The organism is Streptosporangium sp. NPDC048886, assembly GCF_055586905.1.
On sequence record NZ_JBVJHH010000060.1, the window covers coordinates 25,422 to 50,693 of the forward strand.

The 25,272-nt window shown below is 64.6% G+C and carries 26 protein-coding genes, 1 tRNA gene and 2 pseudogenes; 10 read left to right on the plus strand and 19 right to left on the minus strand.

Going from position 1 to position 25,272, the window contains the following annotated elements; translation table 11 throughout:
* Nucleotides 1–26: 26 nt before the first annotated feature.
* Nucleotides 27–950 (plus strand): mycothiol synthase, encoded by a 924-nt coding sequence (mshD, locus tag ACZ6R6_RS44285; RefSeq protein ID WP_470102997.1) that lies wholly within the window; start codon nucleotides 27–29, stop codon nucleotides 948–950.
* A 156-nt stretch (nucleotides 951–1,106) separates the two neighbouring features.
* Here the strand turns inward: mshD and ACZ6R6_RS44290 are convergent, their stop codons facing one another.
* The 3 genes from ACZ6R6_RS44290 to dcd form a co-directional block, all read right to left on the minus strand.
* A complete protein-coding gene (locus ACZ6R6_RS44290; RefSeq protein WP_470102998.1) occupies nucleotides 1,107–2,111 on the minus strand; it encodes an inorganic phosphate transporter in 1,005 nt (334 codons plus the stop codon).
* Nucleotides 2,112–2,729, minus strand: coding sequence for a DUF47 domain-containing protein (locus ACZ6R6_RS44295; RefSeq protein WP_012887642.1), 618 nt, complete (start codon nucleotides 2,727–2,729; stop codon nucleotides 2,112–2,114).
* Nucleotides 2,730–3,202: 473 nt separating this feature from the next.
* On the minus strand, nucleotides 3,203–3,778 hold the full coding sequence (dcd, locus tag ACZ6R6_RS44300) for a dCTP deaminase (protein ID WP_470103000.1): 576 nt from the start codon (nucleotides 3,776–3,778) through the stop codon (nucleotides 3,203–3,205).
* Between the two features lie 109 nt (nucleotides 3,779–3,887).
* Here dcd and ACZ6R6_RS44305 point away from each other — a divergent pair.
* Nucleotides 3,888–3,961, plus strand: a tRNA-Gly gene (locus ACZ6R6_RS44305).
* A 90-nt stretch (nucleotides 3,962–4,051) separates the two neighbouring features.
* On the opposite strand, the gene ACZ6R6_RS44310 is transcribed toward ACZ6R6_RS44305, so the two are convergent.
* The 7 genes and pseudogenes from ACZ6R6_RS44310 to ACZ6R6_RS44340 all read right to left on the minus strand — a co-directional run bounded on the left by ACZ6R6_RS44310 (nucleotide 4,052) and on the right by ACZ6R6_RS44340 (nucleotide 9,205).
* Entirely contained in the window at nucleotides 4,052–5,380 is a 1,329-nt protein-coding gene (locus ACZ6R6_RS44310) for a tyrosine-type recombinase/integrase (RefSeq protein WP_470103002.1), read from the minus strand.
* A gap of 115 nt (nucleotides 5,381–5,495) precedes the next feature.
* Nucleotides 5,496–5,585 (minus strand): annotated as a pseudogene (locus tag ACZ6R6_RS44315) (hypothetical protein); the annotation flags it as partial.
* A gap of 12 nt (nucleotides 5,586–5,597) precedes the next feature.
* Nucleotides 5,598–6,805, minus strand: a pseudogene (locus ACZ6R6_RS44320) (replication initiator); the annotation flags it as partial.
* Between the two features lie 16 nt (nucleotides 6,806–6,821).
* A complete protein-coding gene (locus tag ACZ6R6_RS44325; protein ID WP_470103004.1) occupies nucleotides 6,822–6,971 on the minus strand; it encodes a hypothetical protein in 150 nt (49 codons plus the stop codon).
* Nucleotides 6,968–8,392 (minus strand): FtsK/SpoIIIE domain-containing protein, encoded by a 1,425-nt coding sequence (locus tag ACZ6R6_RS44330; protein ID WP_470103006.1) that lies wholly within the window; start codon nucleotides 8,390–8,392, stop codon nucleotides 6,968–6,970. Before ACZ6R6_RS44330 ends, ACZ6R6_RS44325 begins: the two co-directional genes overlap by 4 nt.
* An 82-nt stretch (nucleotides 8,393–8,474) precedes the next feature.
* Nucleotides 8,475–8,747, minus strand: coding sequence for a hypothetical protein (locus tag ACZ6R6_RS44335; RefSeq protein WP_470103008.1), 273 nt, complete (start codon nucleotides 8,745–8,747; stop codon nucleotides 8,475–8,477).
* Nucleotides 8,747–9,205: a plasmid replication, integration and excision activator gene (locus ACZ6R6_RS44340; RefSeq protein WP_470103010.1), complete on the minus strand. Its 459-nt coding sequence runs from the start codon at nucleotides 9,203–9,205 to the stop codon at nucleotides 8,747–8,749. The genes ACZ6R6_RS44335 and ACZ6R6_RS44340 overlap by 1 nt, the downstream gene beginning before the upstream one ends.
* A gap of 148 nt (nucleotides 9,206–9,353) precedes the next feature.
* Here ACZ6R6_RS44340 and ACZ6R6_RS44345 point away from each other — a divergent pair, with 148 nt between their 5' ends.
* Nucleotides 9,354–9,797, plus strand: a complete 444-nt coding sequence (locus ACZ6R6_RS44345) for a hypothetical protein (RefSeq protein ID WP_470103012.1) — start codon at nucleotides 9,354–9,356, stop codon at nucleotides 9,795–9,797.
* A gap of 63 nt (nucleotides 9,798–9,860) precedes the next feature.
* On the opposite strand, the gene ACZ6R6_RS44350 is transcribed toward ACZ6R6_RS44345, so the two are convergent.
* Nucleotides 9,861–10,595 (minus strand): GntR family transcriptional regulator, encoded by a 735-nt coding sequence (locus tag ACZ6R6_RS44350; RefSeq protein ID WP_470103014.1) that lies wholly within the window; start codon nucleotides 10,593–10,595, stop codon nucleotides 9,861–9,863.
* 262 nt (nucleotides 10,596–10,857) lie between these two features.
* The gene (locus ACZ6R6_RS44355; protein WP_470103016.1) at nucleotides 10,858–11,148 is read right to left on the minus strand and encodes a hypothetical protein; all 291 of its coding nucleotides are present in this window, start codon (nucleotides 11,146–11,148) and stop codon (nucleotides 10,858–10,860) included.
* 345 nt (nucleotides 11,149–11,493) lie between these two features.
* On the opposite strand from ACZ6R6_RS44355, the gene ACZ6R6_RS44360 reads away from it, so the two are divergent.
* Nucleotides 11,494–12,786, plus strand: coding sequence for a hypothetical protein (locus ACZ6R6_RS44360; RefSeq protein WP_470103018.1), 1,293 nt, complete (start codon nucleotides 11,494–11,496; stop codon nucleotides 12,784–12,786).
* Nucleotides 12,787–13,067: 281 nt separating this feature from the next.
* On the opposite strand, the gene ACZ6R6_RS44365 is transcribed toward ACZ6R6_RS44360, so the two are convergent.
* Nucleotides 13,068–16,505 (minus strand): tetratricopeptide repeat protein, encoded by a 3,438-nt coding sequence (locus ACZ6R6_RS44365; protein WP_470103020.1) that lies wholly within the window; start codon nucleotides 16,503–16,505, stop codon nucleotides 13,068–13,070.
* A 780-nt stretch (nucleotides 16,506–17,285) separates the two neighbouring features.
* Here ACZ6R6_RS44365 and ACZ6R6_RS44370 point away from each other — a divergent pair.
* Both ACZ6R6_RS44370 and ACZ6R6_RS44375 read left to right on the plus strand, forming a co-directional pair.
* Nucleotides 17,286–17,858: a hypothetical protein gene (locus tag ACZ6R6_RS44370; RefSeq protein ID WP_470103022.1), complete on the plus strand. Its 573-nt coding sequence runs from the start codon at nucleotides 17,286–17,288 to the stop codon at nucleotides 17,856–17,858.
* 235 nt (nucleotides 17,859–18,093) lie between these two features.
* Nucleotides 18,094–18,852: a methyltransferase domain-containing protein gene (locus tag ACZ6R6_RS44375; RefSeq protein WP_470103023.1), complete on the plus strand. Its 759-nt coding sequence runs from the start codon at nucleotides 18,094–18,096 to the stop codon at nucleotides 18,850–18,852.
* Nucleotides 18,853–19,303: 451 nt separating this feature from the next.
* Here the strand turns inward: ACZ6R6_RS44375 and ACZ6R6_RS44380 are convergent, their stop codons facing one another.
* Nucleotides 19,304–19,432: a hypothetical protein gene (locus tag ACZ6R6_RS44380; RefSeq protein WP_470103025.1), complete on the minus strand. Its 129-nt coding sequence runs from the start codon at nucleotides 19,430–19,432 to the stop codon at nucleotides 19,304–19,306.
* Between ACZ6R6_RS44380 and ACZ6R6_RS44385 the strand changes: the two genes are divergently transcribed.
* From ACZ6R6_RS44385 to ACZ6R6_RS44395, 3 genes are all read left to right on the plus strand, one after another.
* A complete protein-coding gene (locus ACZ6R6_RS44385) occupies nucleotides 19,418–19,759 on the plus strand; it encodes a hypothetical protein (protein ID WP_470103027.1) in 342 nt (113 codons plus the stop codon). The genes ACZ6R6_RS44380 and ACZ6R6_RS44385 overlap by 15 nt on opposite strands.
* 535 nt (nucleotides 19,760–20,294) lie before the next feature.
* Nucleotides 20,295–21,005, plus strand: coding sequence for a toxin glutamine deamidase domain-containing protein (locus ACZ6R6_RS44390; protein WP_470103029.1), 711 nt, complete (start codon nucleotides 20,295–20,297; stop codon nucleotides 21,003–21,005).
* 9 nt (nucleotides 21,006–21,014) lie between these two features.
* Entirely contained in the window at nucleotides 21,015–21,317 is a 303-nt protein-coding gene (locus ACZ6R6_RS44395) for a YrhB domain-containing protein (protein ID WP_470103031.1), read from the plus strand.
* Nucleotides 21,318–21,323: 6 nt separating this feature from the next.
* Here ACZ6R6_RS44395 and ACZ6R6_RS44400 read toward each other — a convergent pair whose 3' ends face one another.
* Genes ACZ6R6_RS44400 through ACZ6R6_RS44410 form a run of 3 tightly spaced genes read right to left on the minus strand, consistent with a single transcriptional unit; the run spans nucleotide 21,324 to nucleotide 22,989 of the window.
* Nucleotides 21,324–21,818, minus strand: a complete 495-nt coding sequence (locus ACZ6R6_RS44400) for a WXG100-like domain-containing protein (RefSeq protein WP_470103032.1) — start codon at nucleotides 21,816–21,818, stop codon at nucleotides 21,324–21,326.
* A gap of 5 nt (nucleotides 21,819–21,823) precedes the next feature.
* Nucleotides 21,824–22,135, minus strand: a complete 312-nt coding sequence (locus ACZ6R6_RS44405) for a hypothetical protein (protein ID WP_470103034.1) — start codon at nucleotides 22,133–22,135, stop codon at nucleotides 21,824–21,826.
* 26 nt (nucleotides 22,136–22,161) lie between these two features.
* Nucleotides 22,162–22,989, minus strand: coding sequence for a hypothetical protein (locus tag ACZ6R6_RS44410; protein WP_470103036.1), 828 nt, complete (start codon nucleotides 22,987–22,989; stop codon nucleotides 22,162–22,164).
* A gap of 738 nt (nucleotides 22,990–23,727) precedes the next feature.
* On the opposite strand from ACZ6R6_RS44410, the gene ACZ6R6_RS44415 reads away from it, so the two are divergent.
* Complete coding sequence (locus ACZ6R6_RS44415; protein ID WP_470103038.1) at nucleotides 23,728–24,270, plus strand: hypothetical protein; 543 nt, start codon at nucleotides 23,728–23,730, stop codon at nucleotides 24,268–24,270.
* A gap of 332 nt (nucleotides 24,271–24,602) precedes the next feature.
* Here ACZ6R6_RS44415 and ACZ6R6_RS44420 read toward each other — a convergent pair whose 3' ends face one another.
* Together ACZ6R6_RS44420 and ACZ6R6_RS44425 are read right to left on the minus strand one after the other, a co-directional pair.
* Entirely contained in the window at nucleotides 24,603–24,917 is a 315-nt protein-coding gene (locus tag ACZ6R6_RS44420) for a hypothetical protein (protein ID WP_470103039.1), read from the minus strand.
* A 59-nt stretch (nucleotides 24,918–24,976) separates the two neighbouring features.
* Nucleotides 24,977–25,105 (minus strand): hypothetical protein, encoded by a 129-nt coding sequence (locus tag ACZ6R6_RS44425; protein ID WP_470103041.1) that lies wholly within the window; start codon nucleotides 25,103–25,105, stop codon nucleotides 24,977–24,979.
* Nucleotides 25,106–25,272: the final 167 nt, after the last annotated feature.

Sequence of the window (25,272 nt, forward strand, 5' to 3'; positions counted from 1 at the left end):
GTCCGGGTCCGCCTAGAGTCCAGAACATGAACGTGCGTGTGGAACACCGGGGACGACTTGACGAGCGAGAGGTGGCCGCCGTGCTCACGGTGGTCGAGGCCGCCACGGAGACGGACGGGGTCAGACCGCTCAACGAACACGTGATGCTGCACCTGCGCTACGGCGGCGACGAGCGGGCGAGGGCCGTGCTGCTGTACGTCGGAGACGACCTGGCCGGCTACGCGCACCTCGACCCCACCGACCCGGTCGAGGGCCCCAGCGGGGAGCTGGTGATCCACCCCGCCTTCCGGGAGAAGGGCCACGGGCGGCGGCTGCTGCAGGCCGTACTGGAGCAGACCGGGGGACGGCTGCGGCTGTGGGCGCACGGCGGGCATCCGGGGGCCGAGGCCCTCGCCCTGTCGACCGGATTCGCCAAGATCAGATCGCTGTGGCAGATGCGCCGCTCGCTGTTCGCGGCGATCCCCGCCTTCGAACTGCCCGACGGGGTACGGCTGCGCACCTTCCAGCCCGGTTCCTCCGACGAGGAGGCCTGGGTGGCGCTCAACGCCAGGGCCTTCGCCCACCACCCCGAGCAGGGGGCGTGGACGCTGGAAGACCTGAAGCGGCGCGAGCGGGAGCCGTGGTTCGACCCGGCGGGCTTCTTCCTGGCCGAGCGCCCGGCCGGGTCCGCCGGCGACGGCCGGCTGGTCGGCTTCCACTGGACCAAGGTGCACGGCGACGGCGGCCACGGGCACGAGCCGATCGGCGAGGTCTACGTGGTCGGGGTCGACCCGGCCGAGCAGGGTGGCGGGCTGGGCAGGTCACTCACCCTCGCGGGCCTGTCCCACCTGCGGTCACGGGGCCTGGCCCAGGTCATGCTGTACGCCGACGAGAGCAACACGGCGGCGATCCGCCTCTACGAGAAGCTGGGGTTCACCCGGTGGGACGTCGACGTCATGTACCGGAAGTGACGCCTGTGCTGGAGGCGGCGCCGTACGCACCGTGACCGGTGCCGCGCCCCTTCTCCCGGCCCCCGATTCTCCCGAACCCCCGGAAACGGCGGGACGCCGGCCGGGAAGCCCCGACCGGCGTCCCGCCGCGGTGGTCGTCCGACCATCCGGCGGTGGTTATTCGACCATCCAGTGGAGCGCGTAGTAGGACAGCGCCGCGACGAGCGCGGCGGCCGGGATCGTGAGGACCCAGGCGGTCACGATGTTGCCCGCGACGCCCCAGCGCACGGCCGACAGCCGCTTGGTGGCACCGACGCCCATGATCGCGCTGGTGATCGTGTGCGTGGTGGAGATGGGGGCGCCGAAGCCGATGGCCGCGGTGTAGAGAACGGTCGCCGCGGCGGCCTCCGCGGCGAAACCCTGCGGCGGGGTGAGCGCGATGATCCGGCGGCCGAGCGTCCGCATGATCCGCCACCCACCGGCGTAGGTTCCCAGGGAGATGGCCGTCGCGGCGGCGAGGATGACCCACTGCGGGATCGGGTCGCCGTCCTTCTGGAACCCCCCGACGACGAGCGCCAGGAAGATCACACCCATGGTCTTCTGAGCGTCCTGCAGACCGTGGCCGAGGGCCATGGCCGCGGCCGAGACCGTCTGCGCGTGGCGGAAGCCCCGGTTGGTCTTCGCGGGCTGGGAGTGACGGAAGCCCCACAGGATGGCGATCATGATGATCGCGGCCAGGGTGAAGCCGATCACCGGGGAGAGGATCATCGGAATGACGACCTTCTCCACCACGCCGTCCCAGTGGACGACGCTCGAGGAGGCCAGCGCCGAACCGACCAGGCCGCCGATCAGCGCGTGGCTGCTTGAGGAGGGCAGCCCGAAGTACCAGGTGATGAGGTTCCAGACGATCGCGCCGATCAGGCCGGAGCCCACGATCACCAGCCCGTGGCTGCCGTTCGGGGCGTCGATGATGCCCTTGCCGACGGTCGCCGCCACCTGCGTGCCGAGATGGGCGCCCAGGAAGTTCATGGCGGCGGCCATGAACAGAGCGGCCCTCGGCGTCAGCGCACGCGTCGAGACCGAGGTCGCGATCGCGTTGGCGGCGTCATGGAAGCCGTTGGTGTAGTCGAACGCCAACGCCACGACCACCACGCCGATGACGAGTGCGAGCGTGAGGTCCACTTAGCTTTCCTTGACCGCGATCGACTCGATCGTGTTGGCCACGTGCTCGAAGGCGTCGGCGGCCATCTCCAGCTGATCGATGACCTCCTTCATCTTGAGGACGGTCAACGCGTCGTACTCCCCGCCGAAGAGCTTGGCGAGAAGGCGGCGGTAAACCTGGTCAGCCTGGTTCTCCAGCCGGTTGATCTCGATCCAGTACTCGTTCAGGTTCCTCATCGAGCGCAGCCGGGGCATGGCCTCGGCGGTCAGCTCGGCGGCACGCTCCAGGACCTCGACCTGACGGACGACCTCCTTGGGAAGGTGGTCGATCTGGTACAGGACGATGAGGTCTGCGGCGGCCTCCATGTAGTCCATCACGTCGTCGAGATTGGACGCGAGACGGTAGATGTCCTCGCGGTCGAAGGGCGTGATGAAGCTCTCATTGAGCCGGTTCATGATCGCGTGGGTGCGTTCGTCACCGGCGTGCTCACAGGCGCGCATCTTCTCGGCCAGGGCTTCCCTGTCCGATCCGTCGCTGATGATCTCTACCAACAGACGGGACGCTGTGACGAGGTTGTTCGCCGAGTCGGCGAACAAGTCGTAGTAGCTGTCCTCACTAGGTGTGAGACGCAGGCGCACGTCGTTCTCCAGATGTGCGGGGATGGTCCGCAGAGAAGGGTACGGGTTACCAGCGGAAATACGAACTTCACCCGCTAGACGCCTACTCTTCCAGTTGTCGCTACCCGGCATATACCTGGCGACACTCGGCTTGAGGGAGCCTTGGCGGCATCTTTCCGATGACCGTTTTGCTGGTTTTGGCCATGTTATGCCGAAGCTGACCCAGTATGGGGCGTCGCCCCCTGTCCGGAAACCGGCGTGTCGCCACCCCTGCCCCACCCGCCCCCAGGGACGGTCAGGGTGATTTCCATCACGGTGTCCCACGGCGCCCCCGCCGCCCCCAGCCGCGCCCGGCCACCCAGGGCCTCGGAAACGGGGCCCGCAACGGCTCTGAGTCGGGACCGGCAAGGGTCCGGAAGCGGAGCCCGCAACGGCTCAGGCAAAGGCTCAGAGGCGGAGCCGCCTGAGCTCCGGACGCGGATCCGGCGGAAGCCTCAGATGTCGGTCCGGTGGAAGTTCAGGTAGGAACGGCTCGGTGTCGGGCCGCGCTGTCCCTGATATCGCGAGCCGTACTTCTGCGAGCCATAGGGGTGCTCAGCGGGCGAGCTGAGCCGGAACATGCACAGCTGGCCGATCTTCATACCGGGCCAGAGCTTGATCGGCAGTGTCGCGACGTTGGAGAGTTCGAGCGTCACGTGCCCGCTGAACCCGGGGTCGATGAAGCCCGCGGTGGAATGGGTGAGCAGGCCGAGTCTCCCCAGCGAACTCTTCCCCTCCAGCCGCGAGGCGATGTCGTCCGGAAGGGTGATCACCTCATAGGTGCTGGCCAGAACGAACTCGCCGGGATGCAGGATGAACGGCTCGTCACCATCGGGCTCGACCATCCGCGTGAGGTCGGGCTGCTCGACTGCCGGGTCGATGTGCGGGTACCGATGGTTCTCGAAGACCCTGAAGTAACGGTCCAGACGCACGTCGACGCTGGACGGCTGGATCATCTCCGGCTGGAAGGGGTCTAGCTTGACCCTGCCGGACTCGATCTCAGCGGCGATGTCACGATCGGAAAGCAGCACGTGAGGCAACCTACCAACGCCACGCCCCCGGGCAGACCGAGAAACTCTGCCCCACGGACTGCGAGAGTTGCGCGAGTTTCCGCTACAGTGGGGGACGCGGCAGACCGCTGCGGGTGTAGTTCAATGGCAGAACATCAGCTTCCCAAGCTGACAGCGCGGGTTCGATTCCCGTCACCCGCTCCAAGACTGAAGGCCCAGGTCAGGGATTGATTCCCGACCCGGGCCTTGATTGTCTCTAGGGCGTTCTCGATCTTCCGTGCAATTAACGTGCAATTAGCCGACGGGGGCGAGCACCCCGGCTGAGCCGTCCTCATCGTCGTCCCGCTTCTCAAGCTGCCTGTCGATCGCATCCGTGATCGCCTTGTCGGCACCCCGTACGGCGTGCTGGTAGATCATCGCGGCGCGTACGTTGTCGTGTCCCATCCGGGCCATCAGGTCCTTGAGGCCCGCGCCGGACTCGGCGGCGAGCATGTTGCCCGTGTGCCGGAGATCATGGAAGTGCAGACCTGGCATGCCCATCTCCTTGACCACGTCGACCCAGCGCGTGCGGGTGTTGAAGCCGCTACGCCGGAGCGGGCCGCCCTTCGCACCGGGGAACATCAATGCGCCCGGCTCGTCCTGGACGTAGGTGGCGATGTGCTCCCGGAGCGCCTGAACGATGGCCTGCGGGATGCCGACAGTGCGCCGGCCAGCCTTGGACTTGGGCGGACCGAGGACCAGTCCCCCGGTCGAGCGCTCCACGAAGGCCACCCGTATGCGCACCGTTCCCGCGTCGAGGTCGATGTCACTGCGGCGGAGCGCGCTCACCTCACCCCATCGCAGGCTTGCGAAGGTGGCCAGCAGCACCAGGGCGCGGAAGCGCCGGTCATGGGTGCAGTCGGCCCGGCCGTCCATCCCCATCTTCCACAGCGTCCGCTCGGCCTCTGCTCGCGTGGTGAAGATCTCGGGATGGGTGCGCATCTCGCCGTGCCGCTGGAAGCGCAGCCGGTAGGCGTTGTCCTTGAGCTTGCGGACGTTGCCCACCGGACGACGGCCCACAAGGTCGGCCAGCTCGAAGACCTGGGCCACGGTCAGCACCGGGCGCTCCTGGGCGTGCTCGTCGCCGGCCCCGCGGATCCGGCACGGGTTGCGCGTAATGATGTGGTCCTCTTCGGCGGCTGTCATCAGTACGGCCCGCAGCAGGCGATACGCCTTGGCCGCCACGGAGACCGAGACCCCGTTGCCGAGCAGGTCGGCCCGCCACTGCCGAACCATCGCGGTGGAGAGCTTGCCGAGCTGGACCCCACCCAGGTACGGCGTGATGTGCTTCTTGAGAAGCCAACGGTAGAGATCGACGGTGCGTGGACGCAGGCCCGCACGCTGGGAGATCCAGGTGTCCGCGTAGTCCTGAAGCTTGATCTTCCCGCGATCAGGGTCCGTCCACTCCCCCTTGATGATCTGAGCTTCGATCAGCGACAGCGCCCGTTCGGCGTCGCTCTTGCGCTCGTAGGTGTCGGAGCCGGTCCGCATCCGCCCGTCCGGACCCGGATACCGGATCTGGAAGCGTCCGGACGGAAGCTTGCGGATACTGCCGAAACGTCGGTGACCCTCCCTGTTGGCCATCAGGCCGCCTTCCGGTGACGTCGTGGGTCATCAGGGGCTCGACCGTCCCCGCGACGACGAAAGCGGTCAGTACGGACTCTCGGATGCGGACGTGTCGGCCGATCTTCACGAACTCGATCCGCCGTTCCGCGATCAGGCGGCGGACGAAGCGTTCCGAGGTGTGGAGCAGTGCGGCGGCCTCATGGGCCTTTAGTAGTTCGTCCAATGCGTTCTCCTGTCAGGCGACCAGTGGAGTTGCCGAAAGATCTTGTTGTCCTGTCGCTCTCGCCTCTGCGAGCTGCATGGCCATGCGCCATCGCTGGCGTTCGGCGATCTGGTTGAGCAGACGACGGGCACGGGGTAACAGGTCGGGATCACCGGCCTGGACCGGCTGCCACAGGTACTGGTCGGCGGGTTGCTCGTCGGTGAGGCCGAGGACTTCCATCACCCAGGCCCGCCGGTCCTGCTTGTGCTCGCGGAGGGTCTTGCCGGACCACTTGCGGGAGACCAGGACGCGGCGGCCCGCGTAGCCGAGGTGTTCGGGCTTGTGAGCCTTGGACCGGCAGTCGCCGGGACGCATGCCCGCCTTGGCGTTCTTGGGCTGCACGCCGTACCGGAGCCAGTTCGGGCAGGTCGGCGCGCACGGCTCGTAGCGCAGCACGTCGGCCAGGCGCTGCACGTGGCGCCGCTGGGCGTCGGTCTCCGGAGTGTGGCACTCGCCGACCGACTTGGTCAGGTACTCGCCGAGGTAGCGGATGCACTGGTCGGCGTCCGGAGTCCCGGCCAGCACCCCTGAACGTCCACTTGGACGCCGAAGCGCAGCACATGGAACGGCTCCGCATCCTCATCGGCGTCGAGCCGGTCGAGCGCCTGCTCCCACGTGGGCAGCAGCTCCCCCGTCACCGGGTCGAGGTAGTCGCCAGCCTGCCGGTCCGGGTACGGCTCCGCCCGCTCGGGCCGCTCCGCCCAGACGGGCAGGTGATCGCCCTCAAAGACGACCGTCTCGACCGAGGGCCACCACACCTGGTGGTAGGTCGCGGCGGCGATGGCCTTTACCTCCTTGCGCGGCAAGGTTCCCCGGACAGCCATGTGAAGGTGTGGAGCGAGCCGCCGCTGTGGTTCGACCGAGGAGAAGTACTGCACGTCATAGCCCGCCACACGGCGGAGGTTCTGCACGAAGCGGTCCAGGAGCTTGGAGAAGTGCAGAGCGTCCCGGGCCGCCCGGACGTAGTCATAGGTGTCCGGGTCGACGGGTGTGCCGTCCTGCCGGACCCTGCCGTAGCTGGGCAGAGTGAGCGTGACGAACAGAGACGGCCGGTCGCCAGGTCGATCCGCTTGAGCGGCACCGGCCGGACGCAGACGCCGTTCTGTACGGCCACCGCCTCCAGGACCTCCAAGGCGGAGGGTAGGACGGTCTTCACCAGTCGAGCCGGGAATGCCGGGAGCGCATTCTGAGCTTCGGTCATCCGCACTCTCCGATCTCCCGGAACGCGAGCGCCCGCTGTCCGCACTCCTGGCACTCGACCAGGCCCCGCACGGGGTCGAGCCAGAGTGCGTTGAGGGTGCCGCAGATCGAGCAGCGCAAGTTGTCGAGGAAGTGGGCCAGGATCATGCGGCCTCATCCCTGACGAAGTCGCGGGCCATGTGCCGGATGTCCTCGTCGGAGACGTAGGCCGCGCGGACCCGGATCGGATCGGGGCTGGTTTCGAGCCGGACGAACCCGACGCCCGCGCCCTGCTCCGGGATCGGCGAGATGTGATCGGCCAGTGCTCCCCGGTCGCGTGCCCCGTCACCCAGAACCATGTCCACCTGTTCGGACTCGTCGAGCCGGAGCGCGATCTTGTCGGGGAACAGGTTCCGGATGTTCATGACCTCCTTGCGCGGGTCCTGAAGAGCCGCAAGGACGCCGACGCCGACCGCCCGGCCCTGTGTGGTCAGGGTGGCGAGCGCGGCCGTGATGCGCTGCCGTAGTCCCTTGTCCGACTGGTAGGCGGTGAGGAACGCCACCTCATCGACGATCACCAGGACGAACGGGTCCTCCACAGTCGGGACGTGGTTGCGCTGGACCCCGGCGAACCGGGCCGCTCTCTTCTGCATGACCGAGACCGCCTCGTCGAGCAGGTCGGCACACTCCTTGGGAGAGGCCGCGTACCGGTCACCGAAGATGGCCCGGCCGTAGGACAGCTCCATGAGCTTGGGGTCCAGCGCCCAGAGCTCCATCAGCCCGGCCCGGACGGCGGGGAGGAGCCCGCGGATCGCCGACCAGATGACGGAGCCCTTGCCCGCTCCGGTGGCTCCGGCGACCAGGATGTGAGTCCCGTGGACCTTGAGCCGCCACGGTTGCCCGTTCTCCTGCTTGCCGACCTCCACCGGGCCGACTGACGGAGTCTCGGAGACGGAGACGGCCGGGAGCGGTACGGCCAGCGGATCGCAGCGGGGGAAGGTGAGCAGCAACCGGCCGGCGCGGGCCACGGTGATCCGGCAGGAGACAGCGCCGAAGCCGTGCGCGAGGTGTTCGGTCCGGTCGGCCCAGTCCTTGACGGCCTGCCCGCTGAGCATCTTCACGGTGACCACGTCGGCCCATGAGGTGCAGGTGACCTTGAGCAGGCGGGGCAGGCAGTCACGGCCCCGGAGGTGACGGCCGAGCCCGGAGATCATCATCACGGGTTGCCAGTGCCGCCGGTAGACCCAGATCAGCCGCCACCAGGCGAGTAGCCGCCGGCCGATCCAGGCGTTGAAGGTGGTCCGGTCGAACAACGCCCAGGGGACGAGAACGGAGAGGGGAATCGTGACCGCGACCAGGGTGACGCGCCAGCCGTACAGCCAGCAGAGGACGATGGGAACGGCGAGCACCGCCAGGGCGATCGGGTGACGCCAGATGAGCCGGACGAGCCCGGCCAGGAGCCACCAGGCGAAGATGACGATGGTAATGATGGCCGGGGTCTGGACGACGGCCAGGCGGAAGACGACGGCGGTGTCAGGGGTGGTGGAGACGAGGGTTCGGGTCTCGTCGCCGGGCAGTTTCTTGAACATTAGACTTCAGCTCTCCCTTGAATCGCATCTGGGGAGACGAGGGGCCGCCGGAAGGACCAGTTCCAGCGGCCCCGTTTCCATGTCAGGCCGCGAGGCCCTTGCCGTCGGGCACGCCGTGGAAGGAGCGTTCGACCGAGCGGGCGAACGTCTGGGCTTCGCGGGCGAACTGGCGGGCGAACTCGACGTCGGCGGTAGTGACCAGGTCACTCGCCGAGGTGGTGACCAGGACCGAGACGGCCCCGAAGTCGAGCACGAGGACCGGCGTGCGGGCCGGGTAGGGGTGGCTGGTGGCGCGGGCACCCCGCCCGGTGTTGAGGTTGATGATGCTGACGCGGTGGTTCCTACGACGGGTCATCAGGCGGCGTCCTTCGCGGTGGTAGCGGTGGCGGGCTTGGCGGGAGCGGGACCGGTGCGCGGGGCGCGCATCTCGCGGACCTTGATCGAGTAGGCGAGGCGTCCGGTGCCGTTGACGTAGGGGGTGACGGTGACGTGGTCGAACTCGACCGGGGTGAAGGGCAGACCCGGCATGGGAGCCGGGGGCACGGGCTGAACCGGGGCGAGGATCTTGACGGCGACGGTCTTCTGTCCGGGCTTGACGGCCGGGTCGGCGTCCATGACCGCTACCTGCCACACCAGCTCTCCGGTGGACTTGTCGCGCGCCTGGACGAACCGGCCGTTGGTCGAGGCGTCGAAGTCCTTGACCGCCTCGACCTCCCCGACGACGTAGCAGCCGTGCGGGAAGACCTGGGCGAAGGTGACGGGGATGAGGCCTTGCAGAGCCCTGACGGTTTCCTCCTGTTGAGTGATAGCCACTTAACCTATCAACTGACCTGAGAGTACGACAGCTCAACTTGGTAGGTCAAGTAACTAGGAGGAGATGTTCGGCCAGACAGGCTGTTCGGACGGACATAGAGGACTTCACCGCCATCTGCCCTGACGGTAACGGTGAATAATCCCGATCATGAAATCTGATGGCGCCCGCCGGGGCAACGGTGCATGGCTCCTTTGGCTGGGGAGCTTCTGGCTGGTCGGGGCAGTCGCCCTGGTTGCGCTGACCTTCGTCGACATCTTCGTGTGGTGGTGGGAAACAGACGACATCTTGATGTGGAGCCCAACGCTCAGCGCTTTGTCACCCGAGGGCTTCACTCGTAAGGAGTGGCTCGCCATCGCCGCCCTGGTCGTCGGCGGCGGCATACCACTGATCGGGCTGGTGATCTCTCTGGTGAGGAGAAGGATGGTGGTAGCGGCGGTGTTCGCCGTCTCTTTGGCCGTCCTGACCATCGCTGTCGTCCGCGTGGCTCCGGGGCCGTTCGGCCCTCGCTACATCGATTACGCGATCGTCGCCCCCTATATTTGCGAGGCATCACCGGACAACTCCGCAGAGGTTCCCTGGTTCTGCGATTGAGAAGTGACAGCCTTCGTCGGTCGGAGCCACAAGTACCCGCCCTCGGAGACCCGTACCGGACTGTCAGCTGATCGGGTAGGCGTCTTCCACCTCGTGCCGGTCGGCAGGGAGCAGAACCTCCACCACGGCTAGAGCCGTACCCGAGGCATCTCGGACGGCACCGTAGACGGCCAGCAGCGGCGTGTTCTTCGGCATGCCGAGTCGCTTGGCCTCGTCGCTCGTGGGCATGCGGGCGGTGATCTGCTCCACCACGTGGTCGAAGCGCACGCCCTTGCGGGACTGGAAGTGTTCGCGGAAGCCCTGGACCAGCGGTTCGGCGCTGGTCAGGTCGGTGCCCTGGGACAGTTCGACCGGCACCCACAGCGAGACCATCTCGGTCGGTTCGCCGTCTCGGCTGACGAGTCGCCGGCGCAGGAACGCCTTGGCCTTCGGCTTCAAACCGAGCAGGGAGGAGATGCGGTTGGGGGCGGTGATCGCCGCCGCCTCGATGATCTCGCCCTGCGATGCGCTCTCCGGAGCGATCAGGTACGCCTGTCCGGGCCGAGGCTGTTCGGCTGAAGCCAGAGCGGGACGGCCGCGCACGAACCGGCCCTTGCCCTGCTGGGAATCGATCCAGCCCTGTTCGCGCAGCACGCGCAGGGCGGCGACCACGGTGGGCCGGGAGACGCCGAACTCCTGGATGAACTGGTTTTCGCTCGGGAGGAGCGAGTCGGGAGGATAGGTTCCCGCCTCGATCCGCCGTTGGAGCGTCTGCACGAGCTGTGCATACTTCGGCGGTACGGACTCAAGCGACATCATGACCATCCTGCACCCGACAGGTTGTTTTACCAAGTTTGAGCGTATCCCTGAGCGGCCGTCCTGTCACCCCGGATCGGGAGAAGGGCAGCCGATACGAGGAAGCCCCGGCGGGCAGCAGAGACGGGGGAAGCACGCACAGGTGGTGGGCTTGTGCGGCGAATGCTCTACTGCCTGCCGGGGAGGGGAAGACACGACGGGGCAGGGGTGACGCTCATCCGGCACCCTCCATGCCGACGGGCTCACTGCCCCGCCGTGCCCGTCTTCAGCGGCCGACGTACTCGGCCAGGACCTGGGCGGCGCCGTTCGGGTCCGTCACCGGGTGGCGCTTCTCGGCGGACTGCCAGGAGTAGTAGGCCCCGCCGTACCCGACGAAGACCCACACCGGAAGGTCCGGCTCTGGACGGTGGACCATGAGCGCGCTGTCGTTGTCGCGTAGTTCGGCGCGGACCTTGAGCTTCAGCAGTTCGTCGCGCAGGCGCATGAGGGCACGCGCATCGTGCAGGTTGCGTTGGTGGTCGACGAAGGCCGCGGTGGCCTGCATGATCGGGTTCATCTGGCGTTCCCTTCGGCCCGGCCGCTTGCGAGGCAGTCGAGACATTCCTGTTCTCCATACGTCTCGTGATCTGCGCGGCTCTCGCCGAAGAGAAGGGCACGGCGCGAGGTGCGCAGCTTGGTTCCACGTCCCCGGCACGCGGGGCAGGGGCGTGTCTCGCTGGTCTCGTCTGGCCGGGTCACCGTCGCCATCTCCTTGTTTGATCCGCGCTCCCTGCGGCGGAAGGCGGGCTGACGTACCGTGGTTGCTTGATGGCAAGTCCACTGACAATTCCCGAATGGCAGGACCCCCGAAAGGCCCCCTTTCTTTCCCCCTCTTGAGCCCCAGCCGCGAGGAAGACTCGAGATGCCCGACAACATCCCGAACGTCCAACTCCGAGCATGGCGCAATGAGCACCGGCTCACTCGCGCCGATATGGCCGACCGAATCAATGCCACTCCGGTCGGCATAAAAGAACGTCTGAATTGCGACGAGGAGCGAATCCGGCGGTGGGAGGCGGGTGAGGTCTCCTGGCCGCACACGTCCTACCGAGTCGCCCTCGCCCAGTTGACCGGCTTGCAGCCCGAAGCCCTGGGGTTCCGCCAGAACCGGCGCGGTCAGAGCCGTCTGATCGAGGCCACCGTGATGCCTCCCATGGACGCGCTCCGGGCCGAGGCCGACCTGTACGGGACGATGGAACTCGCCCAGCAGCTCCAAGCCTCCGACGTCGGGAACGGCACGCTCGAAGCGCTCTCCGAGGCTGTCGACCTGCTGTGCCGCGCCTACCCGGTCGTTCCCGCCGCCACATTGCGAGACCGGACACAGAAGCGCCTCGCCCAGATCACCCGTCTGCTGTCCGGCCGGATCACCCTCGACCAGCACCGGGAACTCCTGGTCATCACCGGATGGCTGACCGCACTACTCGGATGCGTCCATTACGACCTGGGCGAGCGAGAGGAAGCCGAGACCGCCTGCCGCGCCGCCTACGAGATGGGCCGCCAGGTCGGGCACGGCGAACTCATGGGCTGGGCCTACGAGATGTCAGCATGGTTCGCCCTGGTCGAAGGCCGCTATGAAGACGTGGTCACCGCCGCCCGCATGGGCCAGGCAGCCGCCGGCCAATCCAGCGCCATGGTGCAACTCACCCTGCAAGAGGCCCGCGGCTTGGCCCGCATCGGTGATCGTCAGGAAGCCGACAGAGCCCTCACCCGCGGAGCCGACATCCTCGCCACACTCCCGCTTCCGAGCAACCCCGACCATCACTTCGTGTTCGACCACGCCAAGTGGGTCTTCTACGCTGCAACCGCTTACACATGGCTTGAGGACAACGATCGAGCCGAAGAACATGCCCTGGAAACCATCCAGATGCACACCCGTCCGGACGGCACCTCCAACGCCCCCATGCGCGTTGCTGACGCCCACATCGACCTCGGCATCGTCCACGCCCGACGTGGCAACCTCGACGCCGCTGTGGAACAGGGCATGGCCGCATTCGACATCGACCGCCGCTCCCTCACCGACCTCGTCCACCGAGCCGGAGACCTCGACCGCGTCCTACGCCAGCGCTACCGCCACGAAGCCCTCGCCCGGGAATTCCACGAGCGCTATGTGACCGCCCGCCGCGCCCTGACCACTCGCCGTCCCGAAGTCCTTGATTGACTGCTTTAGAAAAACCGCCAGCGCACCTGCTAAACGTGTTCTAAGACTGATGTGTCAAGCATGCTCTGGAGCAGGAAATTCCGCCACCGGCCTGCTGCTGCTCCGCGGCGGGACGACAGCAGACGAGCGATTAGGCCGACAGAATGCGTGACGATCGCATTGCCTCACTGACCCCAGCGGCCGCACTCTTCCGTGCCAACTGTTTGTAACTTGATTGAGGTGCTTCCGTAAGTGATTGTCAAGCCTGAAAGCGGGGAACCAAATATTTGCCCCTCCACTCCCTAGTCCAAGATAGTCAAATTTCGGGAGATGTGGGAAGAGACTCCTCTAAGTCGCTGGATGAGCGCGACAATCTCCATGTCAACTCTCTGCATCTCGTCCAGTAGCTGAAACTCTCGGAGCCTTTCCAGGAGATTACCCAAGGTTTGGAGAAGTATCTGATCACCTGCTACCTCATCAATTTCTCTCATCGATCTTGCGACTCTTACAGCCTTGCGAGAATAACGCAATCCTTCGCGGTGATCACCCATCTGGACAGCAGAGCATCCTGCATTATCGAGCGCCCGCGCATATTGCACCAAATGGGCAGATGGATTGTCTTTTGCTAATTTGTCGTAAATTTCTATTGCTTGCATCTCACAATTTAAAGCGTCGTTGGGCTTGCCCAGCTCGGACAGCTGCATACCGATATCTAGAAGCACGGATGCAATTGATCCTTCATGTCCCCCGGGGGCGACAGTCGGCAGTTCCTTAAATAGGGAAAGAGCTTCTTTGCTGCTAATTATCGCTTCGCTATAGTTATTAAATTCCGCATAGCGTTGCCCAAGCATAGCCAGCACGTGAGCAAGCATTAGAGAATGACGTCCTGGATTTATCGCAGCTAGCTCTCGATAGGAAGTTGCCGCCTCAGTGGTAACCGATATCGCTCTTTTTTGATTTCCCGAGAGTGAAAGCATACTGCTGAGGGTAACTAGGCATTTCGCCCATTCTTCAATATATACTTCGTGGTCGCTCTGGCGGTGCGTCAGGAGAATATTCAGCGACTCCTCTGCCGATTGCAGGGCGGCCGCCAAATCATTGCAGGATGCCTGACTGGATGACAAATTCAAGAGAGCGCGGCTGAGTTCAATATCGACATGTTCAGACTCGCCAACCCTGGTCAAATCTTTATAAATATCAACCCCTTTCGCAATAGAAGCCATGGATTCGCGATAGCGGCCAGCTCGTCTCATCAGTAGACCCATATGGACAAGTGCACGGCCAAAAATCCCTCCGTGAGCCACCCTATCGACAGCAATTAGTTTACGGCAAATATCGATAGCCTCGGACATTACTGATATTGCATCCTGGTTTTTATTCTCAAGCTTTCCAAGGCTCGTAGCGTAGTTGATCAAACTATGTGCAAGCGCGGCATCATGCCGATTAGGGTATGTTTTGGAAAGATTCTTTAATAGCTGGACTCCCTCCTCAATGCTTGCGATTGCATCTCGCTGATAACCGATCTCTTCAAGGTAGTTTCCTTGATTGAGAAGCGCTGAAGCGAGGTTATATTGATGAATGTCGGGAGAGTCTGCAATGACCTTACGATATATAGAGACTGCAGCCTTTGCTTGTTCAAGCGCATCGGTTCGCAGACCACGGTCGTCCAGCCGCGAGGCCAGTCCTAGTTTCGCCCCAGCTAACTCCGCTTGATACTTTCCCGGATGCTCTTTTGGGGATACCTCCAGTAATTGCACTGCTTCGCGAGCGAGGGCAAGAGACTCCTCAGAAGGCCTGAGCTCACTTGATAAATTAATTAGACTTATAGCTAGCTCCACCTGGAATTCTCCGGATAAATGAACTATCCGCCTCCTTATCTTTACAGCCTCCCTAAGAAACTTCACCCCTTCATCGCCCCTTCCCTTCTGGGACAACACGGTACCTAGATTATGGGCGATCCTGCTCAGTTCCATTACGTCGTGGGATGGAGATAGAGTCTCGCTTGCGTAAAGATCCAAGGCTAGAGCTGTGTGCGTTAGTGCATCATCAAGATTGCTAGCTTTAAAATCCAATGCACCTAGGGCTCGATACCAGTACGCCTTCCTATTAATTTCCATAGTGTCGAAATATTCCGAGAGAATCCTTTTGACAACAAGCCGATCCGCCTCAAGTAGGCTTGAACTATCAGAGGGAATTGCATTGGTTATCTGTTCGAGCTCATCATATGCAAGCACCTTTCTTTGCAGGGATTGATATAGAGCTCGACCAACGTGAGCGCCACCTTGAAGTGCCACAGAAACGATTTGATTAATGCGGTGAGGCATACTTTCATCCACAGCGCGAGCAAGTATTTCCTGCGCCTCTTCCTGGTGATTACAGGCGCGCGCGAGAAGCGTTAGCGCACGTTCCGTCTGGGTAGAAGTCAAATCTGCGAGGCATAGTCGAGCCAATTCCGAAGACTTAATAAATTGATTAACCACGTGCCGCTCAGCCAGCAAATCAGGCTGCAACGCCTCAACCCGTTCCCCGCCTCCGGGATACACCTGCTGCAACCACCGCACCACCGCCCCCACTCGCGCATCATCGGCCCGCGCCAGATCAGGCGCCCGCCGCACCACCGCCCGTATAGCCTTCTCATCATGGTCTTGAGGGCTCAGCAGTAGCGCCACAGCCGCGACCACCTGTTGCAGCACGGCCAAATCCACTCCTACCCCGGCGCGCCGGGCGGTCTTGTCCCACAGTCGGCGCTCATGTCCCAGCAGCCGGTCCAACACCCCTAAATCCGCAGCCGCGCGCCCTCCCGCTGTGCCTTGCTCCTCGTCCAGCACCGCCACCAGCGCCACCGCGTGCAGTACCAGTACCGGCAGCCGTTCCGCCGAATTAAAGGTGACGGCTATCTGCGGTACTGAACAGCCTCGTGCTGCCGCGAAAAAAGGCAATGCTTCTTCGACCACCTGGAGGTCACCGCGTTCGGTATCCAAGGCGGGTGCCAACTCCAGCATCGAGGTGCGTGCTACCAAGTCCCGGACTGCATATGATTCGGTGTCCAGCTCAGTCCACCATTCGCCGGCTTGACGGGCCACCAGTAACACTCGCAGCCTGTCCGCATCTCCCGCTGCTTCTAAGCGGGCTACTCCAGCCAGCATGTCCGCCAGTTCAGAGCGAGTCTCGGCGTAATCAACCAGGAGCAACACCCTCTGATTCATCTGGCCAGCGGCCAGGACGGCCGCCACCTCCTGCCCCGGCTGAACCTGTAGGAACTTCCACTCCATAAAAGGCAGCGACTCGGCTAGATGCAAAGCCAGCCGGGTCTTTCCCACCCCACCCTGACCGGTCAGCAACCACACCGGGCACGCCACTTCATCCCTGCACCAGCCGGTCAGCGACTTCAGCTCTTCTACACGTCCGGCAAACGCAACCGCCCCACGTTCGGGACGCAACAATCCCGCCACGCTCTCACCCGCCGCAGCCACCTCACGCGTGGCCACCAGCGCCGCCCGCCGTGTCTCCTCCTCAGCAATCGCGGTATCTTCGACGGCCTTGGCCGCTCGTCGAGCAGTAAGCCACTCACTGACATACGATCCCGCAGCCCCTGCCGCGATCGCCCCCACTACGGCCAGCATCAATCGCACCGCCAGCGGCCACGTTGAAGGTATCAACGGCACCGCCGCCGCCACCACACCCGCTAGTACCAGCAGTAACAAGAACTCGAACGGCCGTCTACGGTGCCTGTCGCCCATGACTCCAGGATCATGGTTCATTAAGATCAACAAGCTCGAACATATCAATCGCGTCAAGATTGTGATCTAATCCAACACACGAGGTACACACGGGATGATCAATAAAAGACCCCGACATGCCCTGTGGGTTCCAGCAGATCGCCGAAACAATCCGCATGTACGAACACCACTTCCTTGAAGCGGTTGGTTTTGTCGATTCCCATGGCGAGGCCGTGACGATCGCTGACCTCGATAGCCGCCGTTGGCAGCTGAAGCGATCGACGCCAACCCCTCCTTCGTCGGGGCTTGCCACCGGATGACCATAGTTATACGTGACAGCAACGTCCCCGCACATGGACTCACTTCGGCTACCGTCTACTACCCTCTGACCACGGTCCCCGCTACCTGACCGAGATAATTGGTCTTCCTAAAAAGCGGACGGTCAATCTGTTGCGTCACTAGACATTGCCGAATTGTTCTCGTAGGTATCAAGGGGCGGCGGCGCTGCGCGCCGTCGCCCGGCCCTGCGCCTGCCGGCGCGCGCCGGGCATGCGGCCTGGGGGCCGGTCCCGGCGGCGCGCAGGACTCCGGGCCGCCGCCGCACGCACACCGCGCCGTACCCACGCATCCGCCGGCCTTGGGTCGCGCCACCGCCCAGCTGCAGCCCTACGATCGCCTCATCGTGGTTGAGGTCTGCTGTGGTCGGGGGCGATCGAAGATCCAGGGTTCGTTCCTCACCCTGGCTCACCGGGGAACGTGGTTGATCAACGTAGGCCGCAATGTTCCGGAGGCGATTCACGCATGACTTACGACCCGCGACGACTGGGCAACGCGGCTGAGTACGAGGCTGTCGTTGGCCAGTTAGTCGGGCGCCAGATCGAAAAGGCGACCTACTACGGCCTCCATGACTACAACGAGCACATCGAGGATTGGGACTACGGCGACTGGCACCATCCCGTGATGGGAGTGGAGTTGACCATGACGGACGCGGGGGTCTACTCGGCCGTCTGGGGCTCCTCCTTCACCCACTACGGTCTGGAGATCTTCCCCTCGCCGATGTCCGTCCATCTACGGAACGTGGGAGAACCGGACGGGCCGCCCCGGTGGGACGTGATCACATACCCCCGTTGGGTGAACCTAGTTGAGCAGCCAATCGCGGGAGCACAGATCCTTTGGGACGAGGCAGTCGGAGCCTTAGGCCCGGTGCCGTGTCCGACCGCGGTCCGGCTTGACTTCTCGGCCGGTTCTGCCTGGCTCATTGCTGCGGCACCACGCTGGACAAGCCCTGAGTCTTTTTGGGTGGGCAGCGATGAGGTCGTCGTAGGGTTCTCAGAGGATTTCGCCAGCAGCCTGGGCCTAACAAGCGGATCATGATCCGTAGCGAACAGCCGTGCCCGTTGCGTGCCCGTTAGAAGAGTGATCAAAGGGAACTCACGGGGAGTCACGGGCAGCCGGAGCGCTCCCCCGCAGGTCAGCGTTTCCCCAGCTCAGCGGTCAGGCGTGATAGAGACTTCCCAAGCTGACAGCGCGGGGAACCGCTCGGTCCAAGAAAGTCAACCGCGCCAGTAATCCAGTGGCCACCAGCCATGAACCTCATTAGCGTGACCGAGTGCTCAGCTACGACGATCTTGTAGACCAAGCCGCTCAAGCATCTACCCTCGGCTGGGACTTCAGCTGGTTACGCGGCAGAACAACTGGCGGGAAACCATCCTGGGCTTACACCGAACGAGCCTCGGCGCTGCTTCCGACAACGCGGCGACTGCTCGACATAGACACCGGCGGAGGAGAGGTCCTAGCCTCTCTATCTCCGCTGCCCCGCCACACCATCGCCATGGAGGGATGGCAGCCCAACGTACCCGTCGCCGTCAAGCGGCTCAGGCCGATGAACGTTACTGTGCTGGCCGGTACGGCAGATCGCATCCCTGCACGCGAAGCCACTTTCGATCTCGTACTCAACAGGCATGGCGCGCTTGATGCGGCCGAAGTGGCGCGCGTTCTAACCGAAGGTGGCCGACTACTCACGCAGCAAGTAGGCAGCCGTAATAACCTAGAGCTGAACCTTGCACTGGGCACACCATCCTCCACGGATCCAAAAAGCTGGACTTTAGCCGTCGCGGAGGAGCAGCTCCACAAATGCGGGCTGCGCATGCTGGACGCCCGGGAAGAGATGATCGACTACACCTTTCAGGACATTGGCGCCATAGTCTTCCACCTACGCGCTGTCCCGTGGCAGGTGTCCGATTTCGATCACAATCGCTACGAGAAACCACTACGCGCTCTCCATGAGCGCATCCAATCCGAGGGTGCTTTCACCGTCCATGACCACCGCTTTTTCATCGAAGCCGAACTTCGCCGCGCCCGACAGTAAGGTCTGCCCTGACGGAAGTGCGGCCGACACTACGATTACACCTCCGGCGAGGGTACTCCGGCTCCGGGATGATCGCCGCATTGTTCTGGGGCTCCGTAGATGGCGGAGGTGGAAGCCTGCTCATCCCGTCCGCCCTCGACCCGGGACAAGCCGAGCAGACCACGGGCAGAGTGCGCGCCGCGCGGGTAAGGCCAGGTCACGGGCTGATCGTCGTGCAATTAGCGTGCAATTAGACAGGGTGACGAGGGGTCAAACACGGTCACTCACGACCGGCCCGACGCCCAGCTCAGCGCTCCTACGAGGCGTGATCCATGCACTTCCCAAGCTGACAGCGCGGGTTCGATTCCCGTCATCCGCCCCACTCCAAAGGCCCAGGTCACGGATAACTTCCGGCCCCGGGCCTTGATTGTTTAGGGGCCGCTTCTCACTCGTGTGCCAGATCCGTGCCAGATCAGTTGATCTTGATCTCGACGAGAGGCGGATCATCATAGTCTTTGGGCTTGAGCCCTTCCTTGACGATCTCTCCCAGCGCGTCGGCGATGGCCCGATCCCGATCCTTGGCCGCATGGAGATAGATCATCTCGGCATCGAGTGCCTCGAAGCCCGCACCATCGGCTTCCACCGCCTGGAGCACGTGCTCCCCGCCCGCGCCATCTACCAAGGGCTCACCACACACATCAACGAACTGAGCAACCTGCTTCAGAGCGGCCCGCCCGACCGGTTCCGCCGACGTCTGGCGGCGACCGCCGGCGAAGCCGCCACCCTCGTCTCCTGGATCGCCGACTTCTACAACACCCGCCGCCGACATAGTGCCGCCGACGGGCTACCCCCGATCGTCTACGAGCGACAGATCATGACCGCGCGAACAGCCACCAAGGCGAGGTCTCAGGAGACCATCGCCGCATAACCGAGTCTCCACGCTTTCAGGGGATGGACACGTCTCCGCCCCGGCTGCCAAGGAGAGCGGACACCCGATCATCCAAGCCTGCACCTACACCTACAGGTCCTATGCCGCCGAAGGCCACGCCGCCCACGAGGCCGTACGGCAGGCACAACAGTTCCTCCCCGCCCAGGGCGACGACGCCACTCGGGCATGGCTGCTCAGTAGGGCGGCGATCTCACCCCGGGTCGAGAAGCCGAAGCTCTGCGGCCACGGCGGCTTCCACAGGGCCTTTCCACTGATCAACCATGCCGAGGGCCTTAAGGGGAATGCCTCAGGCTCCTGGGCGAGCGCGACAAGCATCGGGCAGTCGGTGGCTGGGGGCCGGCCCTTCTCGTCACTGTCGCCCAGGACAAGGTCAACGTCGTCCTGGACGCGTTGCCCGCCGTCGCGTGGGAGGCAGTGCTGGGTGCGCGGGAGGCGGTGCTGGCGCGCTTCCTATCGGTGATCTACAACCGCTAAGGCCGCCATGCGGCGTCGGTAATCGTGCTATACATCCCGAATGGCGAAGCTCGGTGGGGCAGCGTTGGGGCTTTTCCGCAAGGCGGCGCCCTGGTTCAGGAGAAAGGCGCCTCACGGGGGCGCGCGGCGCGGCGGTCCCCAGCGGCTGGCCGGGGTCGACGACGAGGCCGCCCGCTACGCCGCCCGGCGACACGGCGAGATCCCGCTGGTCGGCATACGTCCCCAGCGCGTCCATCTGCTGGAGGGCGGCAACACGCCGATGACGGCGGCCCAGCAGACCGCCATGCGGGCCGCCCATCAGGAGATCAACCGGCTCCTGAGGGAGGCGGGCGGGCGCCCCCTCAGTCGGTACGAAACCAGAGTCGCCATGCGGCACGTGAACCCCACCGGTTCCACCCGAAACTGCACCGAGGTCGCCCTGGCGGTCGACGACATCCTGGCAGGTCGTGCCGCCGTCGCCGGAGCCCGCGCCAGGGGCGTGCCGATCCCCGTGGCCCGCGGAGTTTACGGCAGGCAGGCCACCGAGATGCGAACGGGGCTGAACTCCTTGGACGAAGTGGAGCAGCTGATCGCGAACAACCCCGGCTCCCGTGGCATCATCGTGGCGCACGGCGGCCAGGGTGCGGGGCACGTCTACAACATCGGGAACGTGGGGGGCAAGATGTCGTACCTGGACGGACAGCGGAGGCTCATGGCCGACGCGAATCCCCACGGAGGGTTCCCCCGGTTCGATTTCTACCGGACGGCGTGACGGAGGACAGTGGTGATAACCAGGGCCGAGGCCGAGCGGATCGTCCGCGATTACGTAGCCAGGGAGTTCCCTCCCGAGGAAGGTGAGGAGGAGTTCGCGGTCAACGACGAGGCCACGATCGAGCGGCCGTACGGCTGGCTGTTCGTCTACACCACCGTTTCCTACCTGCGCACCCGCGACCCCGAGGACGGCCTGCTGGGCGCCGGGCCCCTCCTCGTCCTGCGGGAGGACGGCCGGGTCATCGAATTCCCCTCCTACCACTCGCGCGAATCGGCGATGGAAGAGTACGAGAAGGGGCTTGCGGGAGGCTGAGGCGGCTCATCCGCCCATGACGCCGTTCATGGCCATGGTGACGCACAGGTCGAGCAGCCTGCCAGTGATCTCCAGGAGGATGGGGATCTGCAGCGTCGACGCCCCCAACGTCGCCGGCCCGGCCATCATCGCCTGGAAGAGCTGGACGGCGAGCTGGATCAACTGGACTATGAAATTCACCTTGAGCACCAGGACGATCGCAGCGCACACCATCAGCCCGAGACCGACGATGTCCGCTCCCGTCAGGCCGTCGAGCAGGTTCTTGTGCGGTGAGTCCTCGGCATCCCACGCGTCGCGGGCGGCGGTGATGCTCCTGCCCTCCTGCGCTGTCCAGGCTCCGGCAGCGTGCGCGTCGGCGCCACCTGCCAGCCTCCCCATGTCGCCGCTCAGGCCGAGCCAGGCCAAGCCCATCCTGAGGAGCTTCTCCTCATCGCTCATCGGCCATTGCCGACCGGCCATGTTCATGAATTTGCCAAGCCTGGCGGGTAGCTGCATCCCCACGACGGCTACCCGAGCATCTCTCGAACGTTGTTGATCTCGACCACGGCCGCGTCTTCGCTCCACTCCTGGCTGACACCCATCGCCTGCAGATCACCGGCGTACGTCTCCAGTTCACCGGTGTTGTCGCCGTAGGACTCGAAAGCCATCTGATAGATGGCCCCGTGGATCGTCGCGATGAGGGCGCCCAGGTCGTCAGCGCCGAACGCGTCGCCGTCCCCGGCAAGCTCCTTGTCGAAGGCTGCCAGGCGCTCCCGCAGTTCCTCCGCCGACGCGCCCACGCCCGTGGCGGCCTGGTAGGTGTGTGTGGGCCTGTACAAGATTCCTTCGGAGTCCACCGAGCACCTCACTCCGGCCCCTGGATGCTGGTCATGATGTCGCGCAGCGCCCGGGTGGCGGCGTGCATCTGGGCGATGCTCGCGCCCTGCGTCTCCCGCGCCCGGCGGGCCAGTTCCTCCAGGTCCACGCTGGCCGCGCCCTGGCGGCGTCTGGCGCGCGGCAGTTCCTCGAAAGCCGCGTTCATCGCCTCGCGCAGTTGCTCGGCCAGCTCATGCGAGCCCGCCACCATCGCCTTGGGGTCGATCAGCACCGACTCCACCCGGCCATCCGTCACCACCACGCGCACCCGCCCCCGGGCGGCCTCCCCCTTTCCGCGCACGGGCTCCGCCACGCCGTCCACGCCGGCCAGCGCGTCGTCGAGGTGGCGCCGCGTCATGTCGATGAGGTTCTCCAAGCCAGGCGGATAGGAGTCCCCGGCGACGAAGGTCCGCTTGCGGATTCTGGCCATCGCCGAGGCGATCGACTGGGAGATGACATCCATCCGGTACAGGGCCTCGTCCCGGACCTCGTTCAGCGTCCTGGCCAGCTCAGCCAGATCGGGCACGTCGGCGGAGGAGCGGCCGAGGAGATCGGCCATGGCCGCGTTGACGGCCTCCCGGACCAGTTCCGCGAGCCTGTCCGGTGGGAGCCGCAGCAAGCGGGGGGCGAGGGTTATGAGCTCGACGCCCCCAGGGCGGACGGCCACGCGTACCTGTCCGTCCTGGGTCTCGCCGCGGGCTTCCGGCTCGTCCCGCACGTGTTCGTGGGGCGTTTCCCCCGCCCACAGCAGCTCCACGAGCGCGAGCGTCTCATGCATGTGGCGTTCGAGCTCCGTGTCGTCGAGTGGCTCCGGCACCGCGTGACTCACCCCCTAAGCTTCAACCCGACCGAGGTTATCGCAATCGTCACCTTTGCCCGCGGAGACCGCAGGGGGCCGCCAGTTCCGTACGCCCTTACTACAGCCCGGAGAACCGGCACCGCCCGACAGGACATCATGTCGCCGACCAGCAGCAACCCGAAAGCGCGTGTACGTCAGGCCCCATATGCCTGTTGATCGTCCGACCGGCTTGGATCAAGACCGTCAAGGGGAGGAGTAGTGGTCCTTTCAACTCCTCAAGAAGCCGTACGCATGAGGCATGGTGCCTGTCATCTCGATCAACGACAGCGATCAAGGGGCCAGTGTCGAGGAGCGGGGCGGTCACGCTGACCGATTGAACCGCTCCGCCAGCAGATCTTCGACCCGTTTCGACAGATCGCCTTCGCCAGATGCGCCAATCCCAGCGATCGACAGGCGACGGCGCCGAATTGGCTCAGACGGCTCTTCGTCCGCCCTCCCAGCGAGCTCCGGATCTGTCTGGGCTTGATCCGGTTTGACGAGCCCCTGATCTCGGATGTCCGTCAAACCGGATTAAGCCCACCCTGACTCACTGAGTATCGGGGTTGGCCACAGTCGTAGATCAGAGCGCTTCCAGATCAAAACTTTGAAGCGCCAGAGGTTCGGCCGCGCCAATTTCGATCTTCACGAATCCGCGTCTGCGTTATTGTTGATCCTCGTTGTAATGAGGAGGACGGATTGTCACAGCCTGAGCCCCAGATGCTGGCAGAGGAAACCGCTCCGATACCGCTTCGGCGAAGGGTAGCCCGCCCCAAGCTGGTTGCCACAATCGCGGCCGTACTCGTCGCGGTGGCGGCGGGCTCGGCCTATGTCGTCGCCTCACAGCCCGCTCAAATCGCCGCCGGCCCCCCCGCCGCGGTCACCCCTGCCCTCAAGGTCGATGGGGTTGAAGTACGTTACCTGCCTGATGGCCTCAGCCAGCCGGAAGCCGTGTCCGCAACGGCCGCTGACCTGAGCGGAAAGGCGCTTCGCTGGCGAGGCGATGGTGGTCGAATGGTGCAGGTGTCCGTCTACCATCCACAGCGCAAGATGAGCGATGCTCTGGACATTCTTGCTTTGAATGTCATGCGGCATCCCGTCGAGCCCAAGAAGGCCACCGATCCAGTCGTCTCCGAGGACCGCACGGACATGATGTGGGTGGCAGATCACGGGGTGGTGCTCAGGGTCACCACGTCGGAGGCGGCGAAGGACGCGCTCGACGCGGTCGCCCGAGGCCTTCATGTTTCACAGGCCCCTGCCTAGAGCGTAGGTGCGTTGGTCCATGTGCGGCTGATCAGAGCGCCCCTGCCGGAGCTGCTCATGCGGTTCGGGCAGGCGTACTGGCGTCGTGCCCGTTGCGTGCCCGTCAGGAGAGTGACCAAGAGGGACTCACGGGGAATCACGGGTACTCGAAGCGCTCCCCCGCAGGTCAGCGTCTTCCCAGGTCAGCGGCCAGGTGCGATAGAGACTTCCCAAGCTGACAGCGCGGGTTCGATCCCGTCACCCGCTCCGCCCTTGAAAGCCCAGGCAGGGGGAACCGCCTTCGGCACCATGGCGGAGCAGCCTTTCCGAAATCGGGGTGATCGAAGCCTCTATCAGTCCTGGACTGGTTCAGAGGCGGACTCGTTCAGGGCGCTCACCTGGTCGCGTGCCGCGATGGCCAAGGCGATGAAATCACGAAAACGTGCGAACTCCTCTTGGTCCATCTTCAGTCTCACCCCGCCCGTGACCTGGTCGTCGCCCTGCCTGGCGCCGAGCCGAACCTTGAACCCGTCACCTTGCGGTTGGACATCCACCCCAAGAAACACCACGTGGTAGCGGCTGCTCTCGGACAGGCCCCGGTGAAAGATTTCAAGGGTCCTGCCGTCCTGCACCAGGATGTAGTCGCCGAGCTGAAACTCTGCCACCATAGCTCCCGCTTCGAACCCGTGTAGATAACAGTGCCCCGACTGTCCCATACGATCGATGGCTACACACCGATCTTGTGGCGTACATATCGGCGACCTGGAGGCCCGAACTTCACGCCGTTCTCGTCGAGGGCGTTGTAGATCGCCACCCGGTCCTCCGGGAAGCCGACAGCCACCGTCCCCTGCGCCATGTCCTCACCTGCTCATTCGAGAAGCTCTACGGCTGCTGAGCTTGAAAGGCTGGTGTTACGACGGGGTCGGCCTGTGATGGCCTGCGGCAATCGGCTATCCCGGAGGTATGAGGTATGCCGAGGGTGGCGGGCTGACCGCCGCGGAACGCGACCGGCGGGAGCGGTTG

What these genes read in the sequence shown, in the direction of transcription:
- ACZ6R6_RS44310 (WP_470103002.1), bottom strand. Translation starts at nt 5,380, where the DNA reads ATGGCCAACAGGGAGGGTCACCGACGTTTCGGCAGTATCCGCAAGCTT.
- ACZ6R6_RS44380 (WP_470103025.1), bottom strand. Translation starts at nt 19,432, where the DNA reads ATGATCTATCTCCATGCGGCCAAGGATCGGGATCGGGCCATCGCCGAC.
- ACZ6R6_RS44425 (WP_470103041.1), bottom strand. Translation starts at nt 25,105, where the DNA reads ATGGCGCAGGGGACGGTGGCTGTCGGCTTCCCGGAGGACCGGGTGGCG.
- ACZ6R6_RS44370 (WP_470103022.1), top strand. Translation starts at nt 17,286, where the DNA reads ATGACTTACGACCCGCGACGACTGGGCAACGCGGCTGAGTACGAGGCT.
- mshD (WP_470102997.1), top strand. Translation starts at nt 27, where the DNA reads ATGAACGTGCGTGTGGAACACCGGGGACGACTTGACGAGCGAGAGGTG.
- ACZ6R6_RS44385 (WP_470103027.1), top strand. Translation starts at nt 19,418, where the DNA reads ATGGAGATAGATCATCTCGGCATCGAGTGCCTCGAAGCCCGCACCATC.
- ACZ6R6_RS44365 (WP_470103020.1), bottom strand. Translation starts at nt 16,505, where the DNA reads ATGGGCGACAGGCACCGTAGACGGCCGTTCGAGTTCTTGTTACTGCTG.
- ACZ6R6_RS44390 (WP_470103029.1), top strand. Translation starts at nt 20,295, where the DNA reads ATGGCGAAGCTCGGTGGGGCAGCGTTGGGGCTTTTCCGCAAGGCGGCG.
- ACZ6R6_RS44350 (WP_470103014.1), bottom strand. Translation starts at nt 10,595, where the DNA reads ATGATGTCGCTTGAGTCCGTACCGCCGAAGTATGCACAGCTCGTGCAG.
- ACZ6R6_RS44355 (WP_470103016.1), bottom strand. Translation starts at nt 11,148, where the DNA reads ATGAACCCGATCATGCAGGCCACCGCGGCCTTCGTCGACCACCAACGC.
- ACZ6R6_RS44415 (WP_470103038.1), top strand. Translation starts at nt 23,728, where the DNA reads ATGCTGGCAGAGGAAACCGCTCCGATACCGCTTCGGCGAAGGGTAGCC.
- ACZ6R6_RS44330 (WP_470103006.1), bottom strand. Translation starts at nt 8,392, where the DNA reads ATGTTCAAGAAACTGCCCGGCGACGAGACCCGAACCCTCGTCTCCACC.
- ACZ6R6_RS44335 (WP_470103008.1), bottom strand. Translation starts at nt 8,747, where the DNA reads ATGACCCGTCGTAGGAACCACCGCGTCAGCATCATCAACCTCAACACC.
- ACZ6R6_RS44345 (WP_470103012.1), top strand. Translation starts at nt 9,354, where the DNA reads ATGAAATCTGATGGCGCCCGCCGGGGCAACGGTGCATGGCTCCTTTGG.
- ACZ6R6_RS44420 (WP_470103039.1), bottom strand. Translation starts at nt 24,917, where the DNA reads ATGGTGGCAGAGTTTCAGCTCGGCGACTACATCCTGGTGCAGGACGGC.
- ACZ6R6_RS44325 (WP_470103004.1), bottom strand. Translation starts at nt 6,971, where the DNA reads ATGATCCTGGCCCACTTCCTCGACAACTTGCGCTGCTCGATCTGCGGC.
- ACZ6R6_RS44360 (WP_470103018.1), top strand. Translation starts at nt 11,494, where the DNA reads ATGCCCGACAACATCCCGAACGTCCAACTCCGAGCATGGCGCAATGAG.